This is a genomic window from Streptomyces sp. NPDC003023 (assembly GCF_042888225.1).
In the GTDB taxonomy this organism is placed as follows: domain Bacteria; phylum Actinomycetota; class Actinomycetes; order Streptomycetales; family Streptomycetaceae; genus Streptomyces.
Genome location: NZ_JBIAPL010000001.1, coordinates 1,262,338 through 1,282,982 on the forward strand (window position 1 = coordinate 1,262,338; position 20,645 = coordinate 1,282,982).

A 20,645-nucleotide genomic window follows, 5' to 3' on the forward strand; every position below is an offset into this window, starting at 1 on the left:
GACGAAGAGCGATCCCCAGGTACGCCGATCCCCCTGAAGGGAACACACCCGTGCGCAGATTCACGAGAAACGCCGCGTTGGTCGCGGCCTCGTCCGTGGCCGCCCTCGGCCTCACCGTCACCCAGGCGTCCGCCACTTCGGCGGCCGGCTGGGCGGTCAGTCCCGGAGGCGCCTTCACCGCCGTGGCGCAGAACCCGACCCTCACCGTTCCGGCGGCCGTCCTGGAGTGCGCTTCGGCCACCGCCACCGGCAGTGTCGGTTCCAGCTCCACCAACGACGTCGGCGACATCACGTCCCTCACGTTCGAGGACTGCTCGGTCGTCGGAATCCCGTTCGACGTGCAGAGCAAGGCCTTCCCGTGGGACCTCAACGCGCTCGGCGTGAGCGCGGTCCCGAACGCCGTCGACGGATCGATCACGGGTGTCGAGGCCAGTGTCAGCGGCAGCGGCTGCACCGCCGACTTCGCCGGCTCCGTCACCGGCCACTACAAGAACGACACCAAGCAGCTGGTGATCGACGACGGTGACCTCGTCGCGTCGAACGCGAACTGCTTCGGCATGATCAACGACGGCGACCCGGCCCTCTTCGAGGCCACCTTCGACGTCTCCGGCAACCACACCATCAGCCCGGCCTGACCTGGTGGTGCACCGGGGCCCCGCGGCCCGACCCCCGTGCCGCGGGGCCCCTTGGAGCAACAGACCGCCGCGTCCGGACGAGTCACCCCGCCCGCAGTGTGCTGCCGCACCGACCAGAGCTGGAGAGACACCCGAGATGACAGCCTTCAGCAGCAGCACCAGAAGCAGCAGCACCAGCAGCACCAGCAGCAGCACCAGCAGCAGTACCAGCACCGCCGGCAGCAACAGCAGTACCAGCAGCGCCGGCAGCCGGCGCCGCTCCCGCGCGGCCCGCGTCGCCGTCCTCGGTGCCACCGGACTCGTCGCCGCGCTGCTCGTCGGTCCCGGATCCGCGGCACAGGCACGGGACGTCGAGGTCGACCTCACCTACGACTGCGCCTTCGCGCAGGGCGACCAACCCGTGCAGGTCGCCGTCAACGGCTCGTTCCCCGACTCGGGGGCGGTGGGCCGACCGATACAGCCGGGTGAACCGACCGTGCGGGTGACGATTCCCCCCGGCGCGCTCGAAGGCACCCTCCCCGCCGATGTGCGAAGCGTCGCCGGGTCGCTCACGATGACCACCGGTGCGCGGCAGGACACCCGTACCGCGGAGGCGGCATGGGCCGGGCTCGCCGCTCCGGCCACGCCTCTCGGGGAGGACGGCGCCCTGGAGCTGACACACACCGGAAGGGTCCCCCACGTCACGGTGACCGCCCAGGGCGACGTGACCTTCTCCGCCGGGCCGCTCGCGCTCCAACTGCTGCCGGAGACCGCCGACGGCGGTGAGCCGATGCCGCTCCCGGCGGTCGACTGCACACCCACCGCCGGACAGGAGCTGCTCCTCGGCACCGTACCGGTGGCCGGCGGCCCGTCACCCGCGCCCAGCGGCACCCCCTCGCCGAGCGGAGGACCGGACGGGACCGGCCCGGAGACCGGCGAGGGGGCCGGACGGGACGTCGCGGTGGCACCCTCGCCGTCGGGCAGTGAGCAGGCCGATGTCTGCCCGCCCGAACTGCCGGCCGGAGGGATCGACGAGACGTTCATACCCGCGCCGCCGCCCGGTGAGCCGCCGTTCGTCAGCGACCTCCCCGGCCAGCACGGATGCGCCTACGCCGTCGGCCTGGCGAACGTGAAGAAGCTCGGCGGCGCGATGATCGTCAACGATCCGGCCGCACAGCCCGAGGCCATCAACGTGATCGCCGTCAAGCGCACGCTCCGCCGCAGCGCGAGCCGCCCCGGCGGCTACTACTTCCGGATCGACTCCTACGGTGAGATCGGACTGCCGGACGCGACCAGCACCTTCCTCACCTTCGGCTTCCAGCCCGTCACGGCCCGGGTGGAGTTCGTCAACGGCCCGCTCACCATCTCCACCGGCAGCATCGGGTCCAAACCCAACCAGGTCAACTTCGCCGTCGCGGCCTTCTACCAGTCGCTGCGGATCCACGACGTCGAGGTCAACGGCACACCGCTCGACGTCGGCCCCGACTGCCGTACCGCCCGGCCCTACCCGGTGGTGCTGCACGGCAAGTTCCCCGAATACGTCAGCGTCCTGGTGGGCGGGCCGATGCGAGGCACCGTCACCATCCCCGAGTTCACCGGATGCGGCAGCGGCGGCGAGGACCTCGACCAGCTTTTCAGCGCCTCGCTCTCCGGGCCGGACAACCTCATCGCGATGCGGCAGGGACCGCTCTGCGTACCCGGCGCACCAGGTCTCAAGTGCCCGCCGCCCGTGCCGCCGCTCCCCGGCCAGGAGCCGCCGAAACCGTCCTCCCGCTGACCGGCACGGCCGCCGGACACACGCACAGGAGGACAAGATTCGCGCGCCGTGTTGTCACCGCGTGACAAACCACGCGGTTAGGCCTGAAACCGCTGGTCACAGCCATTGCCCCGGTCGGCTACCCGAACGTAACGTGCGGGCGCCCGGTGCACTTCCACCACTTTCGACCACCCGTGCGCGGCCCGCCGCGCACGGATACCCGAACCGGGAGGTGAAATGGGAATCGAGGTAGTCGTCGAAGGTCTCACCAAGTCCTTCGGCAGGCAGAACATCTGGCAGGACGTCACGCTCACCCTCCCGGCCGGAGAAGTCAGCGTCATGCTCGGCCCGTCGGGCACCGGTAAGACGGTGTTCCTGAAATCGATCATCGGGCTGCTCAAGCCGGAACACGGCCGTGTCCTCATCGGCGGCGTGGACATGGTGAACAGTCCCGAGCGGGACATCTACGAGACGCGCAAGCTCTTCGGCCTGATGTTCCAGGACGGCGCGCTCTTCGGGTCGATGACGCTGTTCGACAACATCGCCTTCCCCCTGCGCGAGCACACCCGCAAGAAGGAGTCCGAGATCCGGCGCATCGTGATGGAGCGCATCGAGATCGTCGGCCTCCTCGGCGCCGAGGGGAAACTCCCCGGCGAGATATCCGGAGGCATGCGCAAGCGCGCGGGGCTCGCCCGCGCCCTCGTCCTCGACCCGCAGATCATCCTCTGCGACGAACCGGACTCCGGCCTCGACCCGGTGCGCACCGCGTATCTGTCGCAGCTGCTGATCGATCTCAACGCGCAGATCGACGCCACCATGCTGATCGTCACCCACAATCTCGACATCGCGGCCACCGTCCCCGACAACATGGGAATGCTGTTCCGCCAGGGCCTCGTCACCTTCGGCCCGCGCGAGGTGCTGCTCACCAGCGAGGAGCCGGTCGTCGCCCAGTTCCTCGGCGGCCGCCGCGAAGGCCCCATCGGCATGTCGGAGGAGAAGGACGCCGCCACCCTCGCGAAGGAAAGGGCGAACGGCAGCGGCATCCACGACACCGGCCCTCGGACCGTCGTCCCGCAGTTGGAACCCTCGCCGGGCATGCCCGTCCGGCAGGGCGCCCTGCGCCGCAGGGAGCGGGTGCTGGGGATGATGTCGCAGCTGCCGGAGGCCGCCCGTACGGCGATCATGCGCAGTCACAGTCCGGCCGGCGGCGGAGTGGCGACATGACCGCTGAGCTCCCGGTGCGCCGGGAGGCACCCGCGCCGGACGGACCCGTGCCGGACGGACCCGTGCCGGACGGACCCGCGCCGGACAGGCCCAGGCCGGACGGACCCGCGTCACTCGCCCCGCCGAGACCGCCGTCGAAACTGCTGGCACCGCTGCGCGAGACCGGGAAGCTGTTCGCGCTCGCCGCCGCCGTGCTCCGGGCGATCTTCCGCCGGCCCTTCCAACTGCGCGAATTCGTCGAGCAGTTCTGGTTCGTCGCCGGTGTCACCATCCTGCCCGCCGCCCTCGTCTCGATCCCGTTCGGCGCGGTGATCGCCCTCCAGGTCGGCTCGCTCACCCAGCAGCTCGGCGCGCAGTCCTTCACCGGCGGCGCCAGCGTCCTCGCCGTCATCCAGCAGGCCAGCCCCCTGATCGTCGCCCTGCTCATCGCCGGCGCCGGCGGCTCGGCGATCTGCGCCGACCTCGGCTCCCGCAAGATCCGTGAGGAACTCGACGCGATGGAGGTCATGGGCGTCTCGCCGATCCAGCGCCTCGTCGTCCCCCGTGTGCTGGCGACCATGCTGGTCGCCGTACTCCTCAACGGCATGGTCTCCGTCGTCGGCACCCTCGGCGGCTACTTCTTCAACGTCATCATGCAGGGCGGCACACCGGGCGCCTACCTCGCCAGCTTCTCCGCCCTCGCCCAGCTGCCCGACCTCTACATCAGCGAGATCAAGGCCCTGATCTTCGGCTTCATCGCCGGCGTCGTCGCCGCCCACCGCGGACTCAACCCGCGCGGCGGCCCCAAGGGGGTCGGCGACGCGGTCAACCAGTCCGTCGTCATCACCTTCATGCTGCTCTTCTTCGTCAACATGGTCCTCACGGCGATCTATCTCCAGATCGTCCCCCCGAAGGGGGGCTGAGCGATGGCCATGCTCGGCTGGCTGGACCGCGGCGGTGACCAGCTCACCTTCTACGTACGGGCCCTGCTCTGGATCCCCAGGACCCTGCGCCGCTATCTGCGCGAGGTCCAACGGCTCCTCGCCGAAGTCGCGTTCGGCAGCGGAGGGCTCGGCGTCATCGGCGGCACCATCGGCGTGATGATCGCCATGACCCTGTTCACCGGCACCGTCGTCGGCCTCCAGGGATACGCCGCCCTCAACCAGATCGGCACCTCCGCCTTCACCGGCTTCATCTCCGCGTACTTCAACACCCGTGAGATCGCGCCCCTGGTCGCCGGACTCGCCCTCTCCGCCACCGTCGGCGCCGGCTTCACCGCCCAGCTCGGCGCGATGCGCATCAACGAGGAGGTCGACGCCCTCGAGGCGATGGGCGTGCGCTCCATGCCGTACCTCGTCACCACCCGCATCATCGCCGGAGTGGTCGCGATCATCCCCCTGTACGCGATCGGGCTGCTCAGCTCCTACCTGGCCTCCCGCTGGATCACCGTCCTGTTCAACGGCCAGTCCGCGGGAACCTACGACCACTACTTCGATCTCTTCCTCTCCCCGGACGACGTACTGCTGTCGATCCTCAAGGTGCTGATCTTCAGCGTGATGGTGATCCTCGCGCACTGCTACTACGGATTTCGCGCGAGTGGCGGCCCGGCCGGTGTCGGCGTGGCCGTCGGCCGCTCCGTGCGCAACGCCATCGTGCTGATCAGCGTCACCGACTTCTTCCTCTCACTCGCCATCTGGGGCGCGACCACGACCGTGAAGGTGGCCGGATGACCGGGAAAACGGCAAGGAGACGACTCGCGGGCGTGGTGTTCCTGCTCGTGCCGGCACTGCTCGTATGGCTCTCTGTCGCCGTCTTCGACAAGAAGTTCACCGACGACGCCATCGTCACGGTCCTCACCGGAGCGGTCGGCAACGAGATGCACCGGGGCGCGGAGGTCAAACTGCGCGGCGTCGTCATCGGCGAGGTCCGCGACATCCGCTCCGACGGCAGGGGCGCACGGCTCACCCTCGCGGTGGAACGCGACGAGCTGAGGCGCGTACCTGCCGACGTGACCGCTCAGATGCTGCCGACGACGCTGTTCGGGGAACGCTTCGTGGCCCTCGTACCACCCGTGGGCAACCCCTCGGTGCGCACCCTCCGGGCGGGCGACACCATCACCCAGGACCGCTCGGGTAACGCCATCGAACTGGAACAGGTCCTCGACAACGTGCTGCCGCTGCTGACCGCGGTCAAGCCCGAGAAACTGTCCGCCACCCTCACCGCCGTGTCCCAGGCCCTCCAGGGCCGCGGCGACCAGCTCGGGCAGACCCTCGTCACCCTCGACGCCCACCTCAAGAAACTCAACCCCCAACTCCCGGTGCTCAACCGGGACATCGCCCATCTGGTCGAGGTCAGCCACCTCTACGCGGACGCCGCGCCCGGAGTCCTCCAGGCACTCACCGACTTCACCACCACCAGCGGCACCATCGCCGACCAGCAGGCCGAACTCGCCGGTCTGTACGGCTCGACGACCAGGACCGCCCAGGACCTCACCGCCTTCCTGCAGAAGAACCGGAACAACCTGATACGGCTGGCCGCCGCAGGACGGCCCACCCTCGAACTGCTCGCCGAGTACTCGTCCTCCTTCCCGTGCACCCTGCGCACCCTCGCCGGATTCGTGCCCGCCATGGACAAGGCCCTCGGCAAGGGCACCGACGAGCCGGGACTCCATGTGGACGTGACCAGCGTGCCGTCGCTCGGCAAGTACGTGCCGGGAAGGGACACCCCGGTGTACGACAGCGACGACGGACCGCACTGCTACGCCGTCCCCTACACCGGCCGGCCCGCCCCGACGGCGGCGCGGGCCGCCTCCGAGAGCCTCGGTCTGCCCAACTCGCCGCAGGAGAACCGGCTCGTCAACGAACTGCTGGCCCCCGAGCTGAAGAAGGCACCCACCGAACTGCCCGACTGGAGCAGCGTGCTCACCGGGCCCGTCTACCGCGGCACGGAGGTGACGCTCAAGTGAAGCGCCGCAGCCTCGCCGGACCGCTGATCAAATCGCTCGCGTTCATCGTGGTCACCGTTCTCGCCACCACCGCGCTCGCCTTCTCCATCGCCAACACCTCCATCGGCGACACCGCCCCCTACAAGGCGCGCTTCACCGATGTGACCGGGCTCGTCACCGGCGACAGCGTCCGGATCGCCGGGGTGAAGGTCGGTCAGGTCGAATCGGTGAAGGTCGTCGACCGGCGCGTCGCCGAGGTCGACTTCAGCGTCCAGAAGGGCCGGGCACTGCCCGTGTCCGTCACCGCGTCCATCAAGTACCTCAACATGGTCGGCCAGCGCTACATCGACCTCGACCAGGGCACAGGGCCTCCCGGCCGCAGCTTCGCCGCGGGAGACACCATTCCGCTGGAGCGCACCACCCCCGCCCTCGACCTCACACAGCTCTTCAACGGCTTCCAGCCCCTGTTCGAAGGGTTGTCGCCGGGAGAGATCAACGACCTCGCCGGCTCCATCGTCCAGGTGCTGCAGGGCGAGGGCGGAACCGTCGACAGCCTCATCCGCCACGTCGGCTCGCTGACCGGCACCGTCGCCGCGAAGGACCAGGTGATCGGCCAGGTCGTCAAGAACCTGAGCACCGTCCTCAAAACCGTCAACGACCGCGAGGCCGGCTTCGACGAACTGGTGGCCACCCTCCAGAAACTCGTCAGCGGATTCTCCGGCGACCGGAAACCGCTCGGGGAGGCCGTCGCGGCCATGGGAGACCTCACCACCGTGACCGCCGACCTCCTCGAGGACGGACGGGAACCGCTCAAACAGGACATCGCCGAACTCGGACGCCTGTCCCGGCAACTCGACAAGGGCGCACCGCAGATCGAGAACTTCCTGCAGAAGACACCCGCCAAGATGCAGGCCGTCACCCGCCTCGCCTCCTACGGGTCGTGGCTCAACCTCTACCTCTGCGAGGCCAGGATCCACGGCGTCACCACCTCGGACGGCAGCCCCCCGCCCACCGGCATCGGGATCACGGAATCGAGGTGCCGCGGATGAGAACCGCCCGCTTCCGGCTCAAGCCCGTACGCGAACGCAACCCCGTCGCCGTCGCCATCGTCGGCCTGGTCGTCCTGGCGCTGCTCGGCATCACCGCGTACAAGGCGGATGCCCTGCCCTTCGTCGGCGGCGGCACCGGCTACACCGCCGACTTCACGGAGGCGGCAGGACTCGGCGAGGGCGACGAGGTACGCATCGCCGGCGTCAAGGTCGGCGAAGTCACCGCCGTCGCCCTCGCCGGAGCGAAGGTCAGGGTCAGCTTCGAGGTCGAGAACGCCTGGATCGGCGACTCCAGCACCGCGGCCATCGCCATCAAGACCCTCCTCGGCGAGAAGTTCCTCGCCGTCGACCCGCTCGGCACCCGCGGCCAGGACCCCTCGCAGCCCATCCCCACCAGCCGCACCACCTCACCCTTCGACGTCACCCAGGCCTTCAACGGGCTCGGCGAGACCATCGGGAAGATCGACACGGACAAGCTCGCGGAGAGCTTCGAAGCGATCGACGACACCTTCAAGGACTCCCCGCCCGACGTCCGCAGCGCCGCGACCGGACTCTCCGCCCTCTCCAGGTCCGTGTCGAAACGCGACGCACAGCTCGCAGAACTCCTCAAGGGAAGCAAGCAGTTCACCAAGACCCTCGACGGGAGGAAGAGCAGCTTCGAGACACTCCTGGAGGACGGCAACCTGCTCCTCGGCGAGATCCAGGCGAGACGCGACGCCATCCACGCACTGCTCACCGGCACCAAGAACCTGGGCGTCCAGCTCAGCGGCCTCGTCCAGGACAACAAGCGGCAGCTGAAACCCACACTCGACGCGCTCGGCAAGGTCACCGCCGTGCTGCTCAAGAACCGCAAGAAGCTGGACCAGACCCTCGCCCTCGCCGGCCCCTACTACCGGCTCGTCGGCAACACCCTGGGCAACGGCCGCTGGTTCGACACCTACGTCTGCGGTCTCGTCCCCCAGAACTACCTGCCCGCCGGTACGCCGCCGGCCACCGGCTGCATGCCCCCGAAGGCGACGACGAAGGGCGGTGGATCGTGAATCTCAGACGCGTCGCCGGTATCGGCGCGGGCCTCGCCGTCGTGGCCGTGGCGGGCACATCCGGCGCCATGGCGCTCAAGGAGTCGCAGAGCACCCGGATCACCGCCTACTTCGACCGTGCCACCGGCGTCTACGAGGGCTCCGACCTGCGCGTCCTCGGAGTGAAGGTCGGCACGGTGGACTCCGTGCGCCCCGAGGGCGAGCAGGTGAAGGTCACCCTGCTGCTCGACGAGGGCGTCAAGGTCCCCGACGACGCGCACGCCGTCGTCGTCGCACCCAGCGTCGTCGCCGACCGGTACATCCAGCTCGCCCCCGCCTGGACCGGAGGGGAGACCGTCAAGGACGGCGCCGTCCTGCCCGCGGAGAAGAACGCCATGCCCCTGGAGGTCGACCAGCTGTACGCGTCGATCACCGAGCTCAGCACCGCCCTCGGACCGCGAGGTGCCAATGCCGACGGCGCGCTCGCCGGTCTCCTCGACACCGGCGCGGCCAACCTCGATGGCAACGGCAAGGCCATCGGCGACTCCATCGAACAGTTCGGCAAAGCCGCGAGGACACTGGACGGCAGCAGCGGCGACCTCTTCGAAACACTCGCCCATCTGCAGTCCTTCACCGCCATGCTGAAGAAGAACGACGGCGACGTGGCCAGGGCGGAGAAACAACTCGCCTCCGTCACCGGGTTCCTGGCCGACGACAAGGAGAACCTCGGCGCCGCGCTCAAGGAACTGGGCAAGGCCCTGAAACAGGTCAAGGGCTTCATCCAGGAGAACCGCGGCAGCCTCAAGAAGAACGTCGACGCGCTCGTCCCGCTCACCCGGACCCTGGTCGACCAGCGGGCGTCGCTGGCCGAGGCCATGGACACCGCACCCCTCGCGGCCGGCAACGCGCTGGCAGCCTACGACCCGGTGAACCGCACCCTCAACGGCCGCGCCGACATCAACGAACTCAGCTACGGCCCCGAGATCACCGTCCCGCCCGACACCGGGTCCATGGCCGGCCTCGTCCCGGTGGACGGCTCCCGGCAGAAGGCACTGCCCGTCCTGCCGCTGCCACCCGTCGGCACGGTGTACGGCACCCCTGAGAAGAGGAAGGGGGCATCCCGTTGAGAGGCGCCCGAACCGGCCGCCGGCGCGAGAGCGTCGCCGTCGCCCTGGTCCTCGGCCTCACCGTCGCGGCCACCGGCTGCTCGGTGCCCGAGTTCTCCGGCATCGAACAACTGCCCCTGCCCGGCGGCGCGGACCTCGGCGACAACCCGTACGAGATCACCGCCGAGTTCGCCGACGTGCTCAGCCTCGCCCCCCAGTCGTCGGTGAAGGTCAACGACGTCGCGGTCGGCCGCGTCACCGAGATCGCCCTCGACCGCGACGACTGGACGGCGAAGGTCACCATGCGCGTCAACGGCGACGTCGAACTGCCCGCCAACGCCTACGCACACCTCGAACAGTCCAGCCTCCTCGGCGAGAAGTACATCCAGCTCTCACCGCCGCCGAAGCCCGCCGGCGCAGAGGGCACCCTCGCCGACGGCGCGGCCATCCCCATGAGCCGCACCAACCGCAACCCCGAGGTGGAAGAGGTCTTCGGCGCGCTGTCGCTCCTCCTCAACGGCGGAGGCGTACAGCAGATCAAGACCATCGCCACCGAACTCAACAAGGCCATGAGCGGCCGCGAACCCAGGATCCGCTCGATGCTCGAGCAGGTCGACACCCTCGTCACCAGCCTCGACGCCAACAAGGAGAACATCACCGCCGCGCTCGACGGGGTCAACCGGCTCGCCGCCACCCTCGCCACCCGCAAACAGCAGGTCGGCACCGTCCTCACCGGTCTCAGCCCCGGCCTGAAAGTGCTGGAGCAGCAGCGCGGTTCGCTGCTCACCATGCTGCGCGCACTGGGAACGCTGTCCACCGTCGCCGTCGACACCATCGACAAGTCCAAGGTCGACACGATCGCGAGCCTGAAGGCGCTGGCCCCGACCCTCAAGGCGCTCGCCGACTCCGGCCAGGACCTGCCGGACTCGCTGCAGGTGCTGCTCACCTACCCGTTCACCGACGAGGTGCTGCGCGGTGTGAAGGGCGACTACCTCAACGTGTACCTCGATGTGACGGCCGTACCCGGCACGACGATCATTCCCGAGTTCGTCCCCGACGACGACGCACCCGGCACCGCCGCGCGGGCCGAAGGCACGGCGCCTCTGCCGCTGCCGCCGGTCACCGACACCACCACCGGAACGGGCGGAGGGACCCGCTGATGATCACCCTCGCCATCCGCCTCAAGAACGTCGCGTTCCTCGTCATCGCCGTCCTGGTCCTCGGCTACGTCGGCATCCGCTACGCAGACCTCGGCCACCGGATCGGCATGCGCGACCACTACACCGTCCGGGTCCAACTCGCCCAGACCGGAGGGCTGTTCACCCACTCCAACGTCACCTACCGGGGCGTCTCCGTCGGCCGGGTCGGCGACATCGAGCTCACGGAGGACGGGGTGGAGGCGGAGCTGCGGATCGACGACGACGCGCCGCGCATCCCCTCCGACCTGGAAGCCGTCGTCGCCAACCTCTCCGCCGTGGGCGAGCAGTACATCGACCTGCGCCCGGCGACCGGCGAAGGACCGTTCCTCGAGGACGGCGCGGTCATCGCCAGGGCCGACACCCGCGTACCCGCGCCCGTCACGGACGTCCTCACCAGCGTCGACGAACTCGCCTCCTCGGTCGATCTGGAGTCCCTCCGGACGGTCGTCGACGAGTTCGGCACCGCGCTGAACGGCCGCGGCGACGACCTCCAGGTGCTCCTCGACAACGGCAACGAGTTCGTCCTCGCCGCCGACGAGGCACTGCCCGTCAACACCCGGCTGATGATCGAGGGGGAGACCGTACTGCGCACCCAGATAGAACACGGCGAGGCTCTCAAGGACTTCGCGGGCGGCGCCAAGGAGCTGGCCGCCCAGCTGAAGGACTCCGACGCCGATCTGCGCGGGCTCATCGCCGCCGCCCCCGACGCCGCCGGGCAGATCAGCGGACTGCTGCGCGACCTCGACCCAGCCCTCGGCGTCGTCGTCGCCAACCTGCTGACCACCTCGGAGGTCGCCGTCACCCGGCAGAACGGCATCGAGGAACTGCTGGTGAAACTGCCCGCCGTGGCCGCCGCGGGGTCGACCGCCGTCACGGACGAGGGAGCGAGGTTCGGCCTGTCGGTGACCTTCTTCGAACCCCTTCCCTGCACCGACGGCTACGCGGGAACCGTCTACCGCAACGGTCTCGACACCTCGCCCGCCGCCGCGACCAACACCGCGGCGCGCTGCACCTCGCCCCCGAGCAGCGGCAAGAACGTCCGCGGCAGCGCCAACGCGCCCGCCGGCGGCCCGGTGCCCGACCCCGTACGGCCGGGCACCCTGCCCGGGGCGTCCGGCACGGGCGGCGGAGCCGGCGGGGGAACGGGCGGCGAGGGCGCGCCATCGGCACTGCCGGGAGCGCTGGGCCTGCCGGCCGTGACCGGCTCGGCGACCGGCATGGGCGGGCTGCTGGGCCTGGAGGCCGGGCGATGACCGGCCGCAGGGTGGTCGCGGCCTGGGCCGCCGTCACCGGGGCCCTGCTGTTCTGCCTGTTCGGAGGCTGGACCTACACGCGGGCCGAGAGCGACGAGTCCCTCGCCTACGCGTCGTCGCGCGACACGGCGCTCGCCGAAGGCAGTCGGCACGTCGAGAACCTCACCAGCTTCGACGCGGAGCATCCGCAGGCGGCGCTGCGGCAGTGGCTGGACGCCTCCACCGGTCCGCTGCGCGAGGAATTGAAACGGTCGAGGACGAAGACGGGCCGTACGGCGACGTCGGAGATCACCGACGCGGCACTGACCGCACTGGACGACCGCACCGGCACCGCCGGGCTGATCGCCACCGTCGAGGTCCGGACGACCCCGCCGGGCGGTGGCACACCGAACACCGAACGCAAGCGACTGGAGGCGGCGCTCTCGCGGACCGCCGACGGCTGGAAGGTGCGGTCCCTGGCAGCCGTCCCCGTCGGAGGGGTGTGACATGCGCGTGGAGGAAGGACTGCGGGCCGGCGACGAGACGGAGCCGGGGACCGAGCCACGGGCCGGCGGACCCACCGCGCCCGCGACCCGGCGATGGCGGACCCCGGCGGTCGCCGTCCTCGTGCTCGCACTGGCCTTCGGCGGAACCCTGTTCCTGGTGGCAGCGGACCGGTTGACCGGCGCGCCGGCCGCAGAGAACCGGGCGCTCACCGACACCGCGGCCACGGCCCGGGTCAGCGGCGACGTCAGCAACGCGCTGACCGCGATCTTCTCGTACACCCCCGGCGGCACCGACGCCACCCGCGAGGCGGCGCGCGAACTGCTCGCCGGCAAGGCTGCCCGCCAGTACGAGGAACTGTTCGGGCAGGTCGAGAAGCGCGCGGCCGAACAGAGACTCACGCTCACCACCCACGTCGTACGCGCGGGCGTCACCCGGCTGACCGACAGCAGCGCACAGGTCCTGGTCTTCCTCGACCAGGTCTCCCAGCGCGCGGGCAAGGCACCCGCCACCGCCCCCGCACAACTGTCCGTGACGGCCGAACTCGACGACGGCCACTGGCGGATCGTCGACATCACATCGCGCTGAAACCGTTACGGGAGGAAGAGCGCACATGGCACGCACACGCACCACACGGAGCCCGCTGGTCGCGGCGGCTCTCACACTGACCGTCCTGGCGGCCGGCTGCGCGGGCTGGGGAGGCTGGTCCTGGTACGAGGCCGCGCACGACGACTCCCTGTCCTACGCCCAGGAACGCGACGAGGCACTGGCCGCGGGCCGTCAGGCGGTGCAGAACATGAACACCCTCGACCACCGTGACCTCAAGGGGGGCCTGGACAGCTGGGAGGACTCGTCGACCGGCGACCTGCACCGGCAACTCGTGGACGGACGCGGTGAGTTCGAGCGTCAGATCCAGGAGGCGAAAACGGTCACCAGCGCCAAGGTGCTGTCGGCGGCCGTGACCGAACTCGACGGCCGCGCCGGCAGGGCGAGCGTCATGATCGCCCTGCGGATCACGGTGACCGCCCCCAAGGGCGAACCGGCCCGCAAGGAGAGCCGGATGCTCGGCGAGCTGACCCGTACGCCCCAGGGCTGGAAGCTCAGCGCCCTGGGTCAGGCACCCGTCGGCAACACCGCGGCCGAGTAACCACCGAGAGGACCCCGGACATGTCGACGACCCGTCACCTCATCAACCGCCGACGCCGGCTCGCGACCTCCGCGGCGGCCGCCGAAGGCGGCGGACCCGGGAGTGGCGCGCCTGCCGCCGCGGACGCGAGCGCCACGCCCGCAACGGGCCCGGCCGCCGCCGGTGCGACGCCGACCGGTGGGCGCTCCAAGTCCCCCCGGCCCGCCGGCAGGCGTGCCCCGGCCGGTGGGGCAGGGGAGGACGCCACCGCACCGGCCCCCGCCGAACGGAACGCCGCGCGGGGCGACGCCGCCCGCGACGGGGCCGTCGCCCGGGCCACCGCTGCGCCCGAATCCGCCGAGCACCAAGCCGCCGAGCCCGAGTCCGCCGAGCCCGGGTCCGCCGCGGCGACGGCCCGCACGCGCATCGGGCCCCGTCGGCCCCGCAGACGGGCGGCCGGTGCCGGTACGGAAGCCGGGGGGCGCCCACGGCCGCCGAGGACGGGCGGCGTGCGAACGGGCGGCGTACGAACGGCTCCCGCCTCAGCGGATGCGGGCACCGAGGAGGCCGCCCCGAGCAGGCCCCTCGGCCGCCGCGTACGGGTGCCGGCCGTGTTGGCCGTGGTGACCGTCCTGCTCGGCGGCTTCGCCGCCTTCGCGGCCACCCGCGCCACGGACCTGCGCGACACCCCCTCGGCACGCAACTCCGCCCTGTCCGACATCGCCCGCACCAGCGAGGTCAAGGGGCAGATCACCACAGCCGTCGAGGCCGTCTTCTCCTACGACTTCGCCGATGCCGGTGCCCTCGACCGGGCCGCCACGAAGCACCTGACCGGCAGCGCGGTGCGGCAGCACGGCGACATGCTCGCCGCCGTACGCAAGGAAGGGGCGAAGCAGAAGCTCGTCCTCACCACCACGGTCACCGCGAGCGGCGTGGAACTCATCGACGGGGACCGGGCCCGCGTCCTCGTCTACGCCGACCAGAGCAACACCCGCACCGCCACGAAGGAGGAGACGACATACGCCGCGGCGATGCTCGCCGTCGACGCCGTCCACAAGGACGGCACCTGGCGCATCGCCGGCATCGACACCTTCGGGGCGGGCTCATGAGGCGGTCCGGGAAGCGCACACGCCGGGGGCTGGCCGGAACGGCCGCGGCCGTGGCCGCCATGGCGGCGCTCACCGCGTCCCAGGCACCCGGCGCCGTGGAGCAGCGACCTGCCGGCGACCGCGAGCGCACCGCCGCCGGCGGCGAAGGCCGGCCCACCGCGCCGAACGACGACTCGTACCACGTCGAACTGCCCCCGCTGCGTACGCCGGTGGGCCCCGTCCTCTCCTCAGGCACGGTCCCGGTCGTCCGGCCCGGTCTGCTGCCCGCCGAGTCGGGCATCCCGGCGAGCGTCCTCGCCGCCTACCGCCGCGCGGAGGCGACCGTCGGGCGCAGCGATCCCGGCTGCCGGCTGCCGTGGCAACTGCTCGCCGCCATCGGAAAGGTGGAGTCCGGCCAGGCACGCGGCGGGCGCGTCGACGCGGCAGGCACCACGCTCTCGCCGATCCTGGGGCCGGTCCTCGACGGCAACGGGTTCGCGCACATCACCGACACCGACAACGGAGCCTGGGACGGTGACACCCGTTACGACCGTGCCGTCGGGCCGATGCAGTTCATCCCCTCCACCTGGGCGAACTGGGGTCAGGACGCGAACGACGACGGCCGCAGGGACCCGAACAACATCCACGACGCCGCGCTCGCCGCCGGCCGCTACCTCTGCGCCGGCGACCGCAGCCTGGCGGTCCGGGCCCATCTGGACGGGGCGATCCTCAGCTACAACCACTCGCAGGTGTATCTGCGTACGGTGCTCGCCTGGTTCGAGTTCTACCGCAAGGGCGTCCACCCGGTGACCGACGGCACGGGCGTGCTCCCGGTCAGCCCCGGCGCCGGCGGTAAGAACCCGGCGAAGGAACCCGTCGGCGGGGGAGACGGGGGCGGGGACGGGGGAGGGGACGGCGAGATCATCGTCGGACCGCCGGCCGGTCCGGCCCCCCGGCCGTTGCCGACGCCGAGCAGGCCGATCCCGACACCTGGTGACGACCCCTCGTCGAGCCCAGACCCGTCCCCCGACCCCTCGTCGAGCCCAGACCCGTCCCCCGATCCCTCGCCGAGCCCCGACCCGTCCCCTGATCCGTCCCCCGACCCCTCGCCCGACCCCAGCCCTGATCCATCACCGGACCCCAGCCCGTCGGACTGCCCGTCGCCGTCGCCCTCGCCCTCGCCCTCGGATTCGGCCACCGGGTCACCCGACCCCGCGCCCTCCACAACGCCCGGAGAGACCGCCTGCTCACCCTCCTGAGGGCGTCAGCACCTCGGCCAGGTCGTAGCTCACCGGCTCCTCCAGCTGCGTGTACGTGCAGCCGGCGGGCTCCCGGTCGGGCCTCCAGCGCCGGAACTGCGCGGTGTGCCGGAAACGGTCGCCCTCCATGTGGTCGTACGCGACCTCCATCACCCGCTCGGGACGCAGCGCGACCCACGACAGGTCCTTCTTGCCCGACCAGCGGCTCGGCGCCCCCGGCAGCCTGGCGCCCTCATGGGCGCTCTCCTGTGCCCACGCCGCCCAGGGATGGCCCGTCACCGGGTCCATGCGCAGCGGCTCCAGCTCCGCCACGAGCTCCTGCCGCCGCTTCGCCGAGAACGCCGCGCAGACACCGACGTGCTGCAGCGCCCCCGAGTCGTCGTACAGGCCGAGCAGCAGCGAACCGACGATCGGCCCGCTCTTGTGGAAGCGGTACCCGGCGACGACGACATCGGCGGTCCGCTCGTGCTTGATCTTGTACATGAGCCGGGTGTCCGGCCGGTACGGCAGATCCAGGGGCTTGGCCACGACGCCGTCCAGGCCCGCCCCCTCGTAACGCTCGAACCACTCCTGCGCCACATCGATGTCGGTGGTCGACGGCGCGACGTGCACGGGCGGTCGCGCATCCGCCAGCGACTCCTCGAGCAGTCGCCGCCGCGCGGTGAGAGGGGCGTCCATCAGCGACTCGTCGCCGAGCGCGAGCATGTCGAAGGCGACAAGGCTGGCCGGGGTGCGTTCCGCGAGCATCCGCACCCGCGAGTCGGCGGGGTGGATGCGCTCGGTGAGCCTGTCGAAGTCCAGCCGCCCGTCGTGCGCGATGACGATCTCGCCGTCGACCACGCAGCGGTGCGGCAGATTGGCGAGAAGCGCGGCGGCCAGCTCAGGAAAGTACCTGGTGAGCGGCTTGCCGGTACGGGAGCCGATCACCAGCTCGTCGCCGTCGCGATGGACGATGGCGCGAAAGCCGTCCCACTTCGCCTCGTAGTGCATCCCCGGCGGGATCTTCTTCACGGACTTGGCCAGCATCGGCTTCACAGGCGGCATCACGGGCAGATCCATGCGTCGATTCTGCCCGATATGCGGCCTTGATGCGCTCGGCCTACCGTGGCGCACATGGGTGCAGCGGTGGAACTCGACGTAGGCGGACGGACCGTACGCCTGTCCAATCCGGACAAGATCTATTTCCCCGAGCGGGGCTTCACCAAGCTCGACGTGGCGCAGTACTACCTGGCCGTGGGCCCCGGCATCCTCAGAGCCCTGCGGGAGCGGCCCACGACGCTCGAACGCTATCCGGACGGAGTGGAGGGCGAGTCCTTCTTCCAGAAGCGCGTCCCCAAGTACCTCCCCGACTGGATCCCCACCGCCCACATCTCCTTCCCCAGCGGCCGCACCGCCGACGAGATGTGCCCAACCGAGGTCGCTGCCGTGATCTGGGCGGCGAACCTCGGCACACTGCCCTTCCACCCGTGGCCCGTGCGCAGGGACGCCGTCGACCACCCCGACGAACTGCGCATCGACCTCGACCCGCAGCCCGGCACCGACTTCAAGGACGCCGTCAGGGCCGCCCACGAGCTGCGCGCCCTGCTGGACGAGTACGGACTGCGCGGCTGGCCCAAGACCTCCGGGGGCCGCGGCGTGCACGTCTTCGTACCGATCGAGCCCAACTGGGAGTTCACCGGCGTGCGCCGCGCCGCGATCGCGGTCGGCCGGGAGCTCGAACGACGGATGCCCGGCCGGGTGACCACCGCCTGGTGGAAGGAGGAGCGCGGCGAGCGGATCTTCGTCGACTACAACCAGACCGCCCGCGACCGCACCATCGCCTCCGCCTACTCCGTGCGCCCGCGCCCCCACGCCCCCGTCTCCGCGCCGCTGCGCTGGGACGAGCTCGACGACGTGTCGCCGTTCGACTTCGACATCGTCACCATGCCACCGCGCTTCGCGGAACTCGGCGATGTGCACGCCGACATGGACGACCACGCCTTCTCGCTGGAGAGCCTGCTGGAGCTGTCGCGCAAGGACGAACGCGAACACGGGATGGGCGATCTGCCCTACCCGCCGGACTACCCGAAGATGCCGGGCGAGCCGAAGCGCGTCCAGCCCAGCCGTGCGAAGAAGCCGACCGCCTGACCTGCGTCCGGGGTCGTTCCGGTCACGGGAAGGGCCGGTGTGGGGGAGGAGCTTCCGCCCCGGCTCCGCACCCCGCCGCCAGGTAGTCGGCCAGCGTTCTTCCCGGCTGCCATCCCCGCGCCCTCGCGCGCGTCACGTCGAGGACCACCGAGTGGGCGAGCTGGTCGACCGCGTACCTGCTGAGCACCGGCTCGGTGCGGGTGAGGCGGGCCGCGCCCTCGGTGACGCGGGCCGCCGCGGTCGCGAGGGCCGGGGGCAGGTGCCGGATCCGCGCCGCCACGCCGTGGGCGCGCAGCACCGCCCGTACCGCCGCGTCCCTGCCGTACGGCTCAGGGTCCGCGATGTTGTACGCGCCCGGTGGCCAGCCCGCCGCCGCGAGGCACGCGTCGGCCAGGTTCTCGACCGCCGTCAGGCTCAGCCGTACGTCCGGGCCGGGCAGCAGCAGCGTCCCCGCCCTGACCCGGGACAGCAGTCGGGGCAGGAGTTGCGTGTCACCGGGGCCGTACACGGCACGCGGACGCAGCACCACGGCACCCGCTGCCAGCGCGAGCGCGTCACCGGCCGCCTTGGTGCGCCCGTAGGCGTTCAAATGCCCGGACCGGGGGTGGTCCTCGCGGACCAGCGCGCGGCTCGCGCGCGGGTCGTAGACGCTCGCGCTGCTCATCCAGACCACCGGGCGCTCGCCGGCCGCCTCCAGCAGCCGCACTGTGCCCGCCACGTTGACCGCGTGCATCCGCGCCTCCGCCGGGGAGCCGGGCGCAGGGTCGCCGACCGCCGCCGCGCAGTGCACCACCTGGTCGACGCCGGTCAGGTCCGGGGCGCCCGACGCGGCGTCCCAGAAGCGGAACTCGCCCGTGTGCCCCGGCCTGCGGCCCAGGCACACCACGTCAGCGCCCGCCGCCACGGCAGCCCGTGCGACATGCCCGCCGCAGAAACCGGAGGCGCCGGTCACCGCGACGCGGAGCCGGGCGCTCACCGAGGCTCCTGACGGACCGTGGCGCGCAGCGTCAGAGTCCGCCAGCCGGGGAGGGCCGCCCCACGGTCGACCTGGGCCCGTACGACGGCCGGGCGGTGGGGGGCCAGTGCCGCGAGCAGGTCCTCCAGCATCGCCCGGGCGAGACCGGCGCCGGGACAGGTGTGCGGTCCGGCGCCGAAGACGAGACGGGCGACGCCCGGCGGAGCAGGGTGCACCGCGTCCGGGTCCGCCCGGTGCGCGCCGACGGCATGGCGCGCGACCAGCAGCAGTCGGTCACCGGCGCGCACCGGGCATCCGCCGACGGCACCGTCCGCCGCCGCGACCCGCGGCAACAGGGGTGAGGCGGCGGTGACGCGCAGCAGCTCGTCGGCCAGATCGCGGCGCAGCGTGTCGTCCCCTGCCTGCTCCCAGAGGCGGGCGTCGGCGCACCAGGCGGCGGCCCGGGGGAGGGCGGCGACGGTCGTGTTCACCGTCGCGACCGCCACCATCGCGGACAGCGCGTCGTCACCGGCGTCCTCGTCGTTCAGGAGCCGGCGCAGCCGTTGTGCAGCCTTCGCCACGGCGACTCTCGCCCCGGCAGGGCGGAGGCCGGGCAGCTCGCTGCGTACCGACGCGGCGGCGACGTCCGCGGCGGCGGTCGCGACGGCTCGAGGAGAGGCGGGGGAGCCGAGCAGCGCGCAGACGACCGTGCCCGACAGTTCGCGGGTGAGCGCGACGACGTCGAGGGTGCCGCCCGATGCCAGTGGTTCGAGCCGACGCGCCAGCAACGGCCGCCACAGCGAACGCAGTTCCTCGGTGCCGGCCGCGCCGAGATCCCGCGCGAGGCCGCGCCGCACGGCCCGGTGCTCAGGCCCGTCCTGGTCGAACAGGACACCGGCGTCCCCGGCGCCCCGCCCGCCGAGCGCCGCCTGCGCGGCGCCGCCCGTGGTCCGCGCGGCCGTACGGTCGAGGGGCAGCCGGGTCAGCACCTCGCGGTAGGTGTCGGCGTCGTGCACGAGCACGGTGCGGCCGATCTTGCGGACGGGGCGGCCGCGGGTCGCGGCGAGCAGGGCGAAGAGCAACGGGTGGGCGCGCAGGTACACCCGCCGGTCGCGCCGTCGCGCCCGAGCATGCCCGGTGCCGCCGGCCGGGCCACTACTCGCGCCGGCGCCGGCCGGCTCCCTGCCCTCCCGTGTGTCACCGCCGGCAGCCACGCGCCCAGGACACGCACCGCCGGGGCCACCGGCGCCACCGGCGCCGCCGGTGCCGCAGGGATGGCCGGGTCCGCCGGGGCCGTCGGGATCTCCAAGACCGCCGGGGCCGTGGGAGCCGTCAGGACTGCCGGGATCGCCGCGACCGTCCGGATCGCCGGGGCCCTCCGGAGCGCCAGGACATTCCGTCCCGCTGCGAACCGTCAACGGGCCCGCGACCGCCCCGACTTCGCCACGCCGCCGCCGGTCCGAC

The 20,645-nt window shown here is 71.6% G+C and carries 20 protein-coding genes; 17 read left to right on the forward strand and 3 right to left on the reverse strand.

Annotation, left to right across the window (positions count from 1 at the left end; translation table 11 throughout):
- Positions 1–50: 50 nt before the first annotated feature.
- The 16 genes from ACFYV1_RS05325 to ACFYV1_RS05400 all read left to right on the forward strand — a co-directional run bounded on the left by ACFYV1_RS05325 (position 51) and on the right by ACFYV1_RS05400 (position 16,099).
- A complete protein-coding gene (locus ACFYV1_RS05325; protein WP_389394003.1) occupies positions 51–635 on the forward strand; it encodes a hypothetical protein in 585 nt (194 codons plus the stop codon).
- Between the two features lie 136 nt (positions 636–771).
- Positions 772–2,391, forward strand: coding sequence for a DUF6801 domain-containing protein (locus ACFYV1_RS05330; protein WP_389394004.1), 1,620 nt, complete (start codon positions 772–774; stop codon positions 2,389–2,391).
- Positions 2,392–2,607: 216 nt separating this feature from the next.
- Complete coding sequence (locus ACFYV1_RS05335; protein WP_389394005.1) at positions 2,608–3,594, forward strand: ABC transporter ATP-binding protein; 987 nt, start codon at positions 2,608–2,610, stop codon at positions 3,592–3,594.
- On the forward strand, positions 3,591–4,496 hold the full coding sequence (locus ACFYV1_RS05340) for an MlaE family ABC transporter permease (RefSeq protein WP_389394006.1): 906 nt from the start codon (positions 3,591–3,593) through the stop codon (positions 4,494–4,496). The genes ACFYV1_RS05335 and ACFYV1_RS05340 overlap by 4 nt, the downstream gene beginning before the upstream one ends.
- A gap of 3 nt (positions 4,497–4,499) precedes the next feature.
- On the forward strand, positions 4,500–5,303 hold the full coding sequence (locus ACFYV1_RS05345; RefSeq protein WP_389394007.1) for an MlaE family ABC transporter permease: 804 nt from the start codon (positions 4,500–4,502) through the stop codon (positions 5,301–5,303).
- Positions 5,300–6,538, forward strand: coding sequence for an MCE family protein (locus ACFYV1_RS05350; protein ID WP_389394008.1), 1,239 nt, complete (start codon positions 5,300–5,302; stop codon positions 6,536–6,538). Before ACFYV1_RS05345 ends, ACFYV1_RS05350 begins: the two co-directional genes overlap by 4 nt.
- Complete coding sequence (locus ACFYV1_RS05355; protein ID WP_389394009.1) at positions 6,535–7,566, forward strand: MCE family protein; 1,032 nt, start codon at positions 6,535–6,537, stop codon at positions 7,564–7,566. Before ACFYV1_RS05350 ends, ACFYV1_RS05355 begins: the two co-directional genes overlap by 4 nt.
- The gene (locus tag ACFYV1_RS05360; protein ID WP_389394010.1) at positions 7,563–8,606 is read left to right on the forward strand and encodes an MCE family protein; all 1,044 of its coding nucleotides are present in this window, start codon (positions 7,563–7,565) and stop codon (positions 8,604–8,606) included. Before ACFYV1_RS05355 ends, ACFYV1_RS05360 begins: the two co-directional genes overlap by 4 nt.
- Positions 8,603–9,712 (forward strand): MCE family protein, encoded by a 1,110-nt coding sequence (locus ACFYV1_RS05365; protein WP_389394011.1) that lies wholly within the window; start codon positions 8,603–8,605, stop codon positions 9,710–9,712. Before ACFYV1_RS05360 ends, ACFYV1_RS05365 begins: the two co-directional genes overlap by 4 nt.
- Positions 9,713–9,756: 44 nt before the next feature.
- Complete coding sequence (locus ACFYV1_RS05370) at positions 9,757–10,851, forward strand: MCE family protein (RefSeq protein ID WP_389394575.1); 1,095 nt, start codon at positions 9,757–9,759, stop codon at positions 10,849–10,851.
- The gene (locus ACFYV1_RS05375) at positions 10,851–12,143 is read left to right on the forward strand and encodes an MCE family protein (protein WP_389394012.1); all 1,293 of its coding nucleotides are present in this window, start codon (positions 10,851–10,853) and stop codon (positions 12,141–12,143) included. Before ACFYV1_RS05370 ends, ACFYV1_RS05375 begins: the two co-directional genes overlap by 1 nt.
- Positions 12,140–12,628: a hypothetical protein gene (locus ACFYV1_RS05380; RefSeq protein WP_389394013.1), complete on the forward strand. Its 489-nt coding sequence runs from the start codon at positions 12,140–12,142 to the stop codon at positions 12,626–12,628. The genes ACFYV1_RS05375 and ACFYV1_RS05380 overlap by 4 nt, the downstream gene beginning before the upstream one ends.
- Before the next feature lies 1 nt (position 12,629).
- A complete protein-coding gene (locus ACFYV1_RS05385) occupies positions 12,630–13,214 on the forward strand; it encodes a hypothetical protein (RefSeq protein WP_389394014.1) in 585 nt (194 codons plus the stop codon).
- A gap of 25 nt (positions 13,215–13,239) precedes the next feature.
- Positions 13,240–13,773, forward strand: coding sequence for a hypothetical protein (locus tag ACFYV1_RS05390; RefSeq protein WP_389394015.1), 534 nt, complete (start codon positions 13,240–13,242; stop codon positions 13,771–13,773).
- Positions 13,774–14,177: 404 nt separating this feature from the next.
- Positions 14,178–14,861 carry a hypothetical protein gene (locus tag ACFYV1_RS05395; RefSeq protein ID WP_389394576.1) on the forward strand — a complete coding sequence of 228 codons (684 nt, stop codon included), beginning with the start codon at positions 14,178–14,180 and terminating at the stop codon, positions 14,859–14,861.
- The gene (locus ACFYV1_RS05400) at positions 14,858–16,099 is read left to right on the forward strand and encodes a lytic transglycosylase domain-containing protein (RefSeq protein WP_389394016.1); all 1,242 of its coding nucleotides are present in this window, start codon (positions 14,858–14,860) and stop codon (positions 16,097–16,099) included. Before ACFYV1_RS05395 ends, ACFYV1_RS05400 begins: the two co-directional genes overlap by 4 nt.
- Here the strand turns inward: ACFYV1_RS05400 and ACFYV1_RS05405 are convergent.
- Complete coding sequence (locus tag ACFYV1_RS05405; RefSeq protein ID WP_389394017.1) at positions 16,088–17,158, reverse strand: ATP-dependent DNA ligase; 1,071 nt, start codon at positions 17,156–17,158, stop codon at positions 16,088–16,090. The two genes, ACFYV1_RS05400 and ACFYV1_RS05405, sit on opposite strands and share 12 nt — an antisense overlap.
- Positions 17,159–17,212: 54 nt before the next feature.
- Here ACFYV1_RS05405 and ligD point away from each other — a divergent pair, with 54 nt between their 5' ends.
- Entirely contained in the window at positions 17,213–18,226 is a 1,014-nt protein-coding gene (gene ligD, locus ACFYV1_RS05410) for a non-homologous end-joining DNA ligase (RefSeq protein WP_389394018.1), read from the forward strand.
- 22 nt (positions 18,227–18,248) lie between these two features.
- Here ligD and ACFYV1_RS05415 read toward each other — a convergent pair whose 3' ends face one another.
- Positions 18,249–19,202, reverse strand: coding sequence for an NAD-dependent epimerase/dehydratase family protein (locus tag ACFYV1_RS05415; RefSeq protein WP_389394019.1), 954 nt, complete (start codon positions 19,200–19,202; stop codon positions 18,249–18,251).
- Positions 19,199–20,395: a cytochrome P450 gene (locus tag ACFYV1_RS05420; protein ID WP_389394020.1), complete on the reverse strand. Its 1,197-nt coding sequence runs from the start codon at positions 20,393–20,395 to the stop codon at positions 19,199–19,201. Before ACFYV1_RS05420 ends, ACFYV1_RS05415 begins: the two co-directional genes overlap by 4 nt.
- Positions 20,396–20,645: the final 250 nt, after the last annotated feature.

Bases quoted from the DNA above. Each gene is read 5' to 3' on its own strand.
- ACFYV1_RS05385 (WP_389394014.1), top strand. From the start codon at position 12,630: ATGCGCGTGGAGGAAGGACTGCGGGCCGGCGACGAGACGGAGCCGGGG.
- ACFYV1_RS05335 (WP_389394005.1), top strand. From the start codon at position 2,608: ATGGGAATCGAGGTAGTCGTCGAAGGTCTCACCAAGTCCTTCGGCAGG.
- ACFYV1_RS05375 (WP_389394012.1), top strand. From the start codon at position 10,851: ATGATCACCCTCGCCATCCGCCTCAAGAACGTCGCGTTCCTCGTCATC.
- ACFYV1_RS05360 (WP_389394010.1), top strand. From the start codon at position 7,563: ATGAGAACCGCCCGCTTCCGGCTCAAGCCCGTACGCGAACGCAACCCC.
- ACFYV1_RS05350 (WP_389394008.1), top strand. From the start codon at position 5,300: ATGACCGGGAAAACGGCAAGGAGACGACTCGCGGGCGTGGTGTTCCTG.
- ACFYV1_RS05340 (WP_389394006.1), top strand. From the start codon at position 3,591: ATGACCGCTGAGCTCCCGGTGCGCCGGGAGGCACCCGCGCCGGACGGA.
- ACFYV1_RS05400 (WP_389394016.1), top strand. From the start codon at position 14,858: ATGAGGCGGTCCGGGAAGCGCACACGCCGGGGGCTGGCCGGAACGGCC.
- ACFYV1_RS05390 (WP_389394015.1), top strand. From the start codon at position 13,240: ATGGCACGCACACGCACCACACGGAGCCCGCTGGTCGCGGCGGCTCTC.
- ACFYV1_RS05405 (WP_389394017.1), bottom strand. From the start codon at position 17,158: ATGGATCTGCCCGTGATGCCGCCTGTGAAGCCGATGCTGGCCAAGTCC.
- ACFYV1_RS05345 (WP_389394007.1), top strand. From the start codon at position 4,500: ATGGCCATGCTCGGCTGGCTGGACCGCGGCGGTGACCAGCTCACCTTC.
- ACFYV1_RS05330 (WP_389394004.1), top strand. From the start codon at position 772: ATGACAGCCTTCAGCAGCAGCACCAGAAGCAGCAGCACCAGCAGCACC.
- ligD (WP_389394018.1), top strand. From the start codon at position 17,213: ATGGGTGCAGCGGTGGAACTCGACGTAGGCGGACGGACCGTACGCCTG.
- ACFYV1_RS05380 (WP_389394013.1), top strand. From the start codon at position 12,140: ATGACCGGCCGCAGGGTGGTCGCGGCCTGGGCCGCCGTCACCGGGGCC.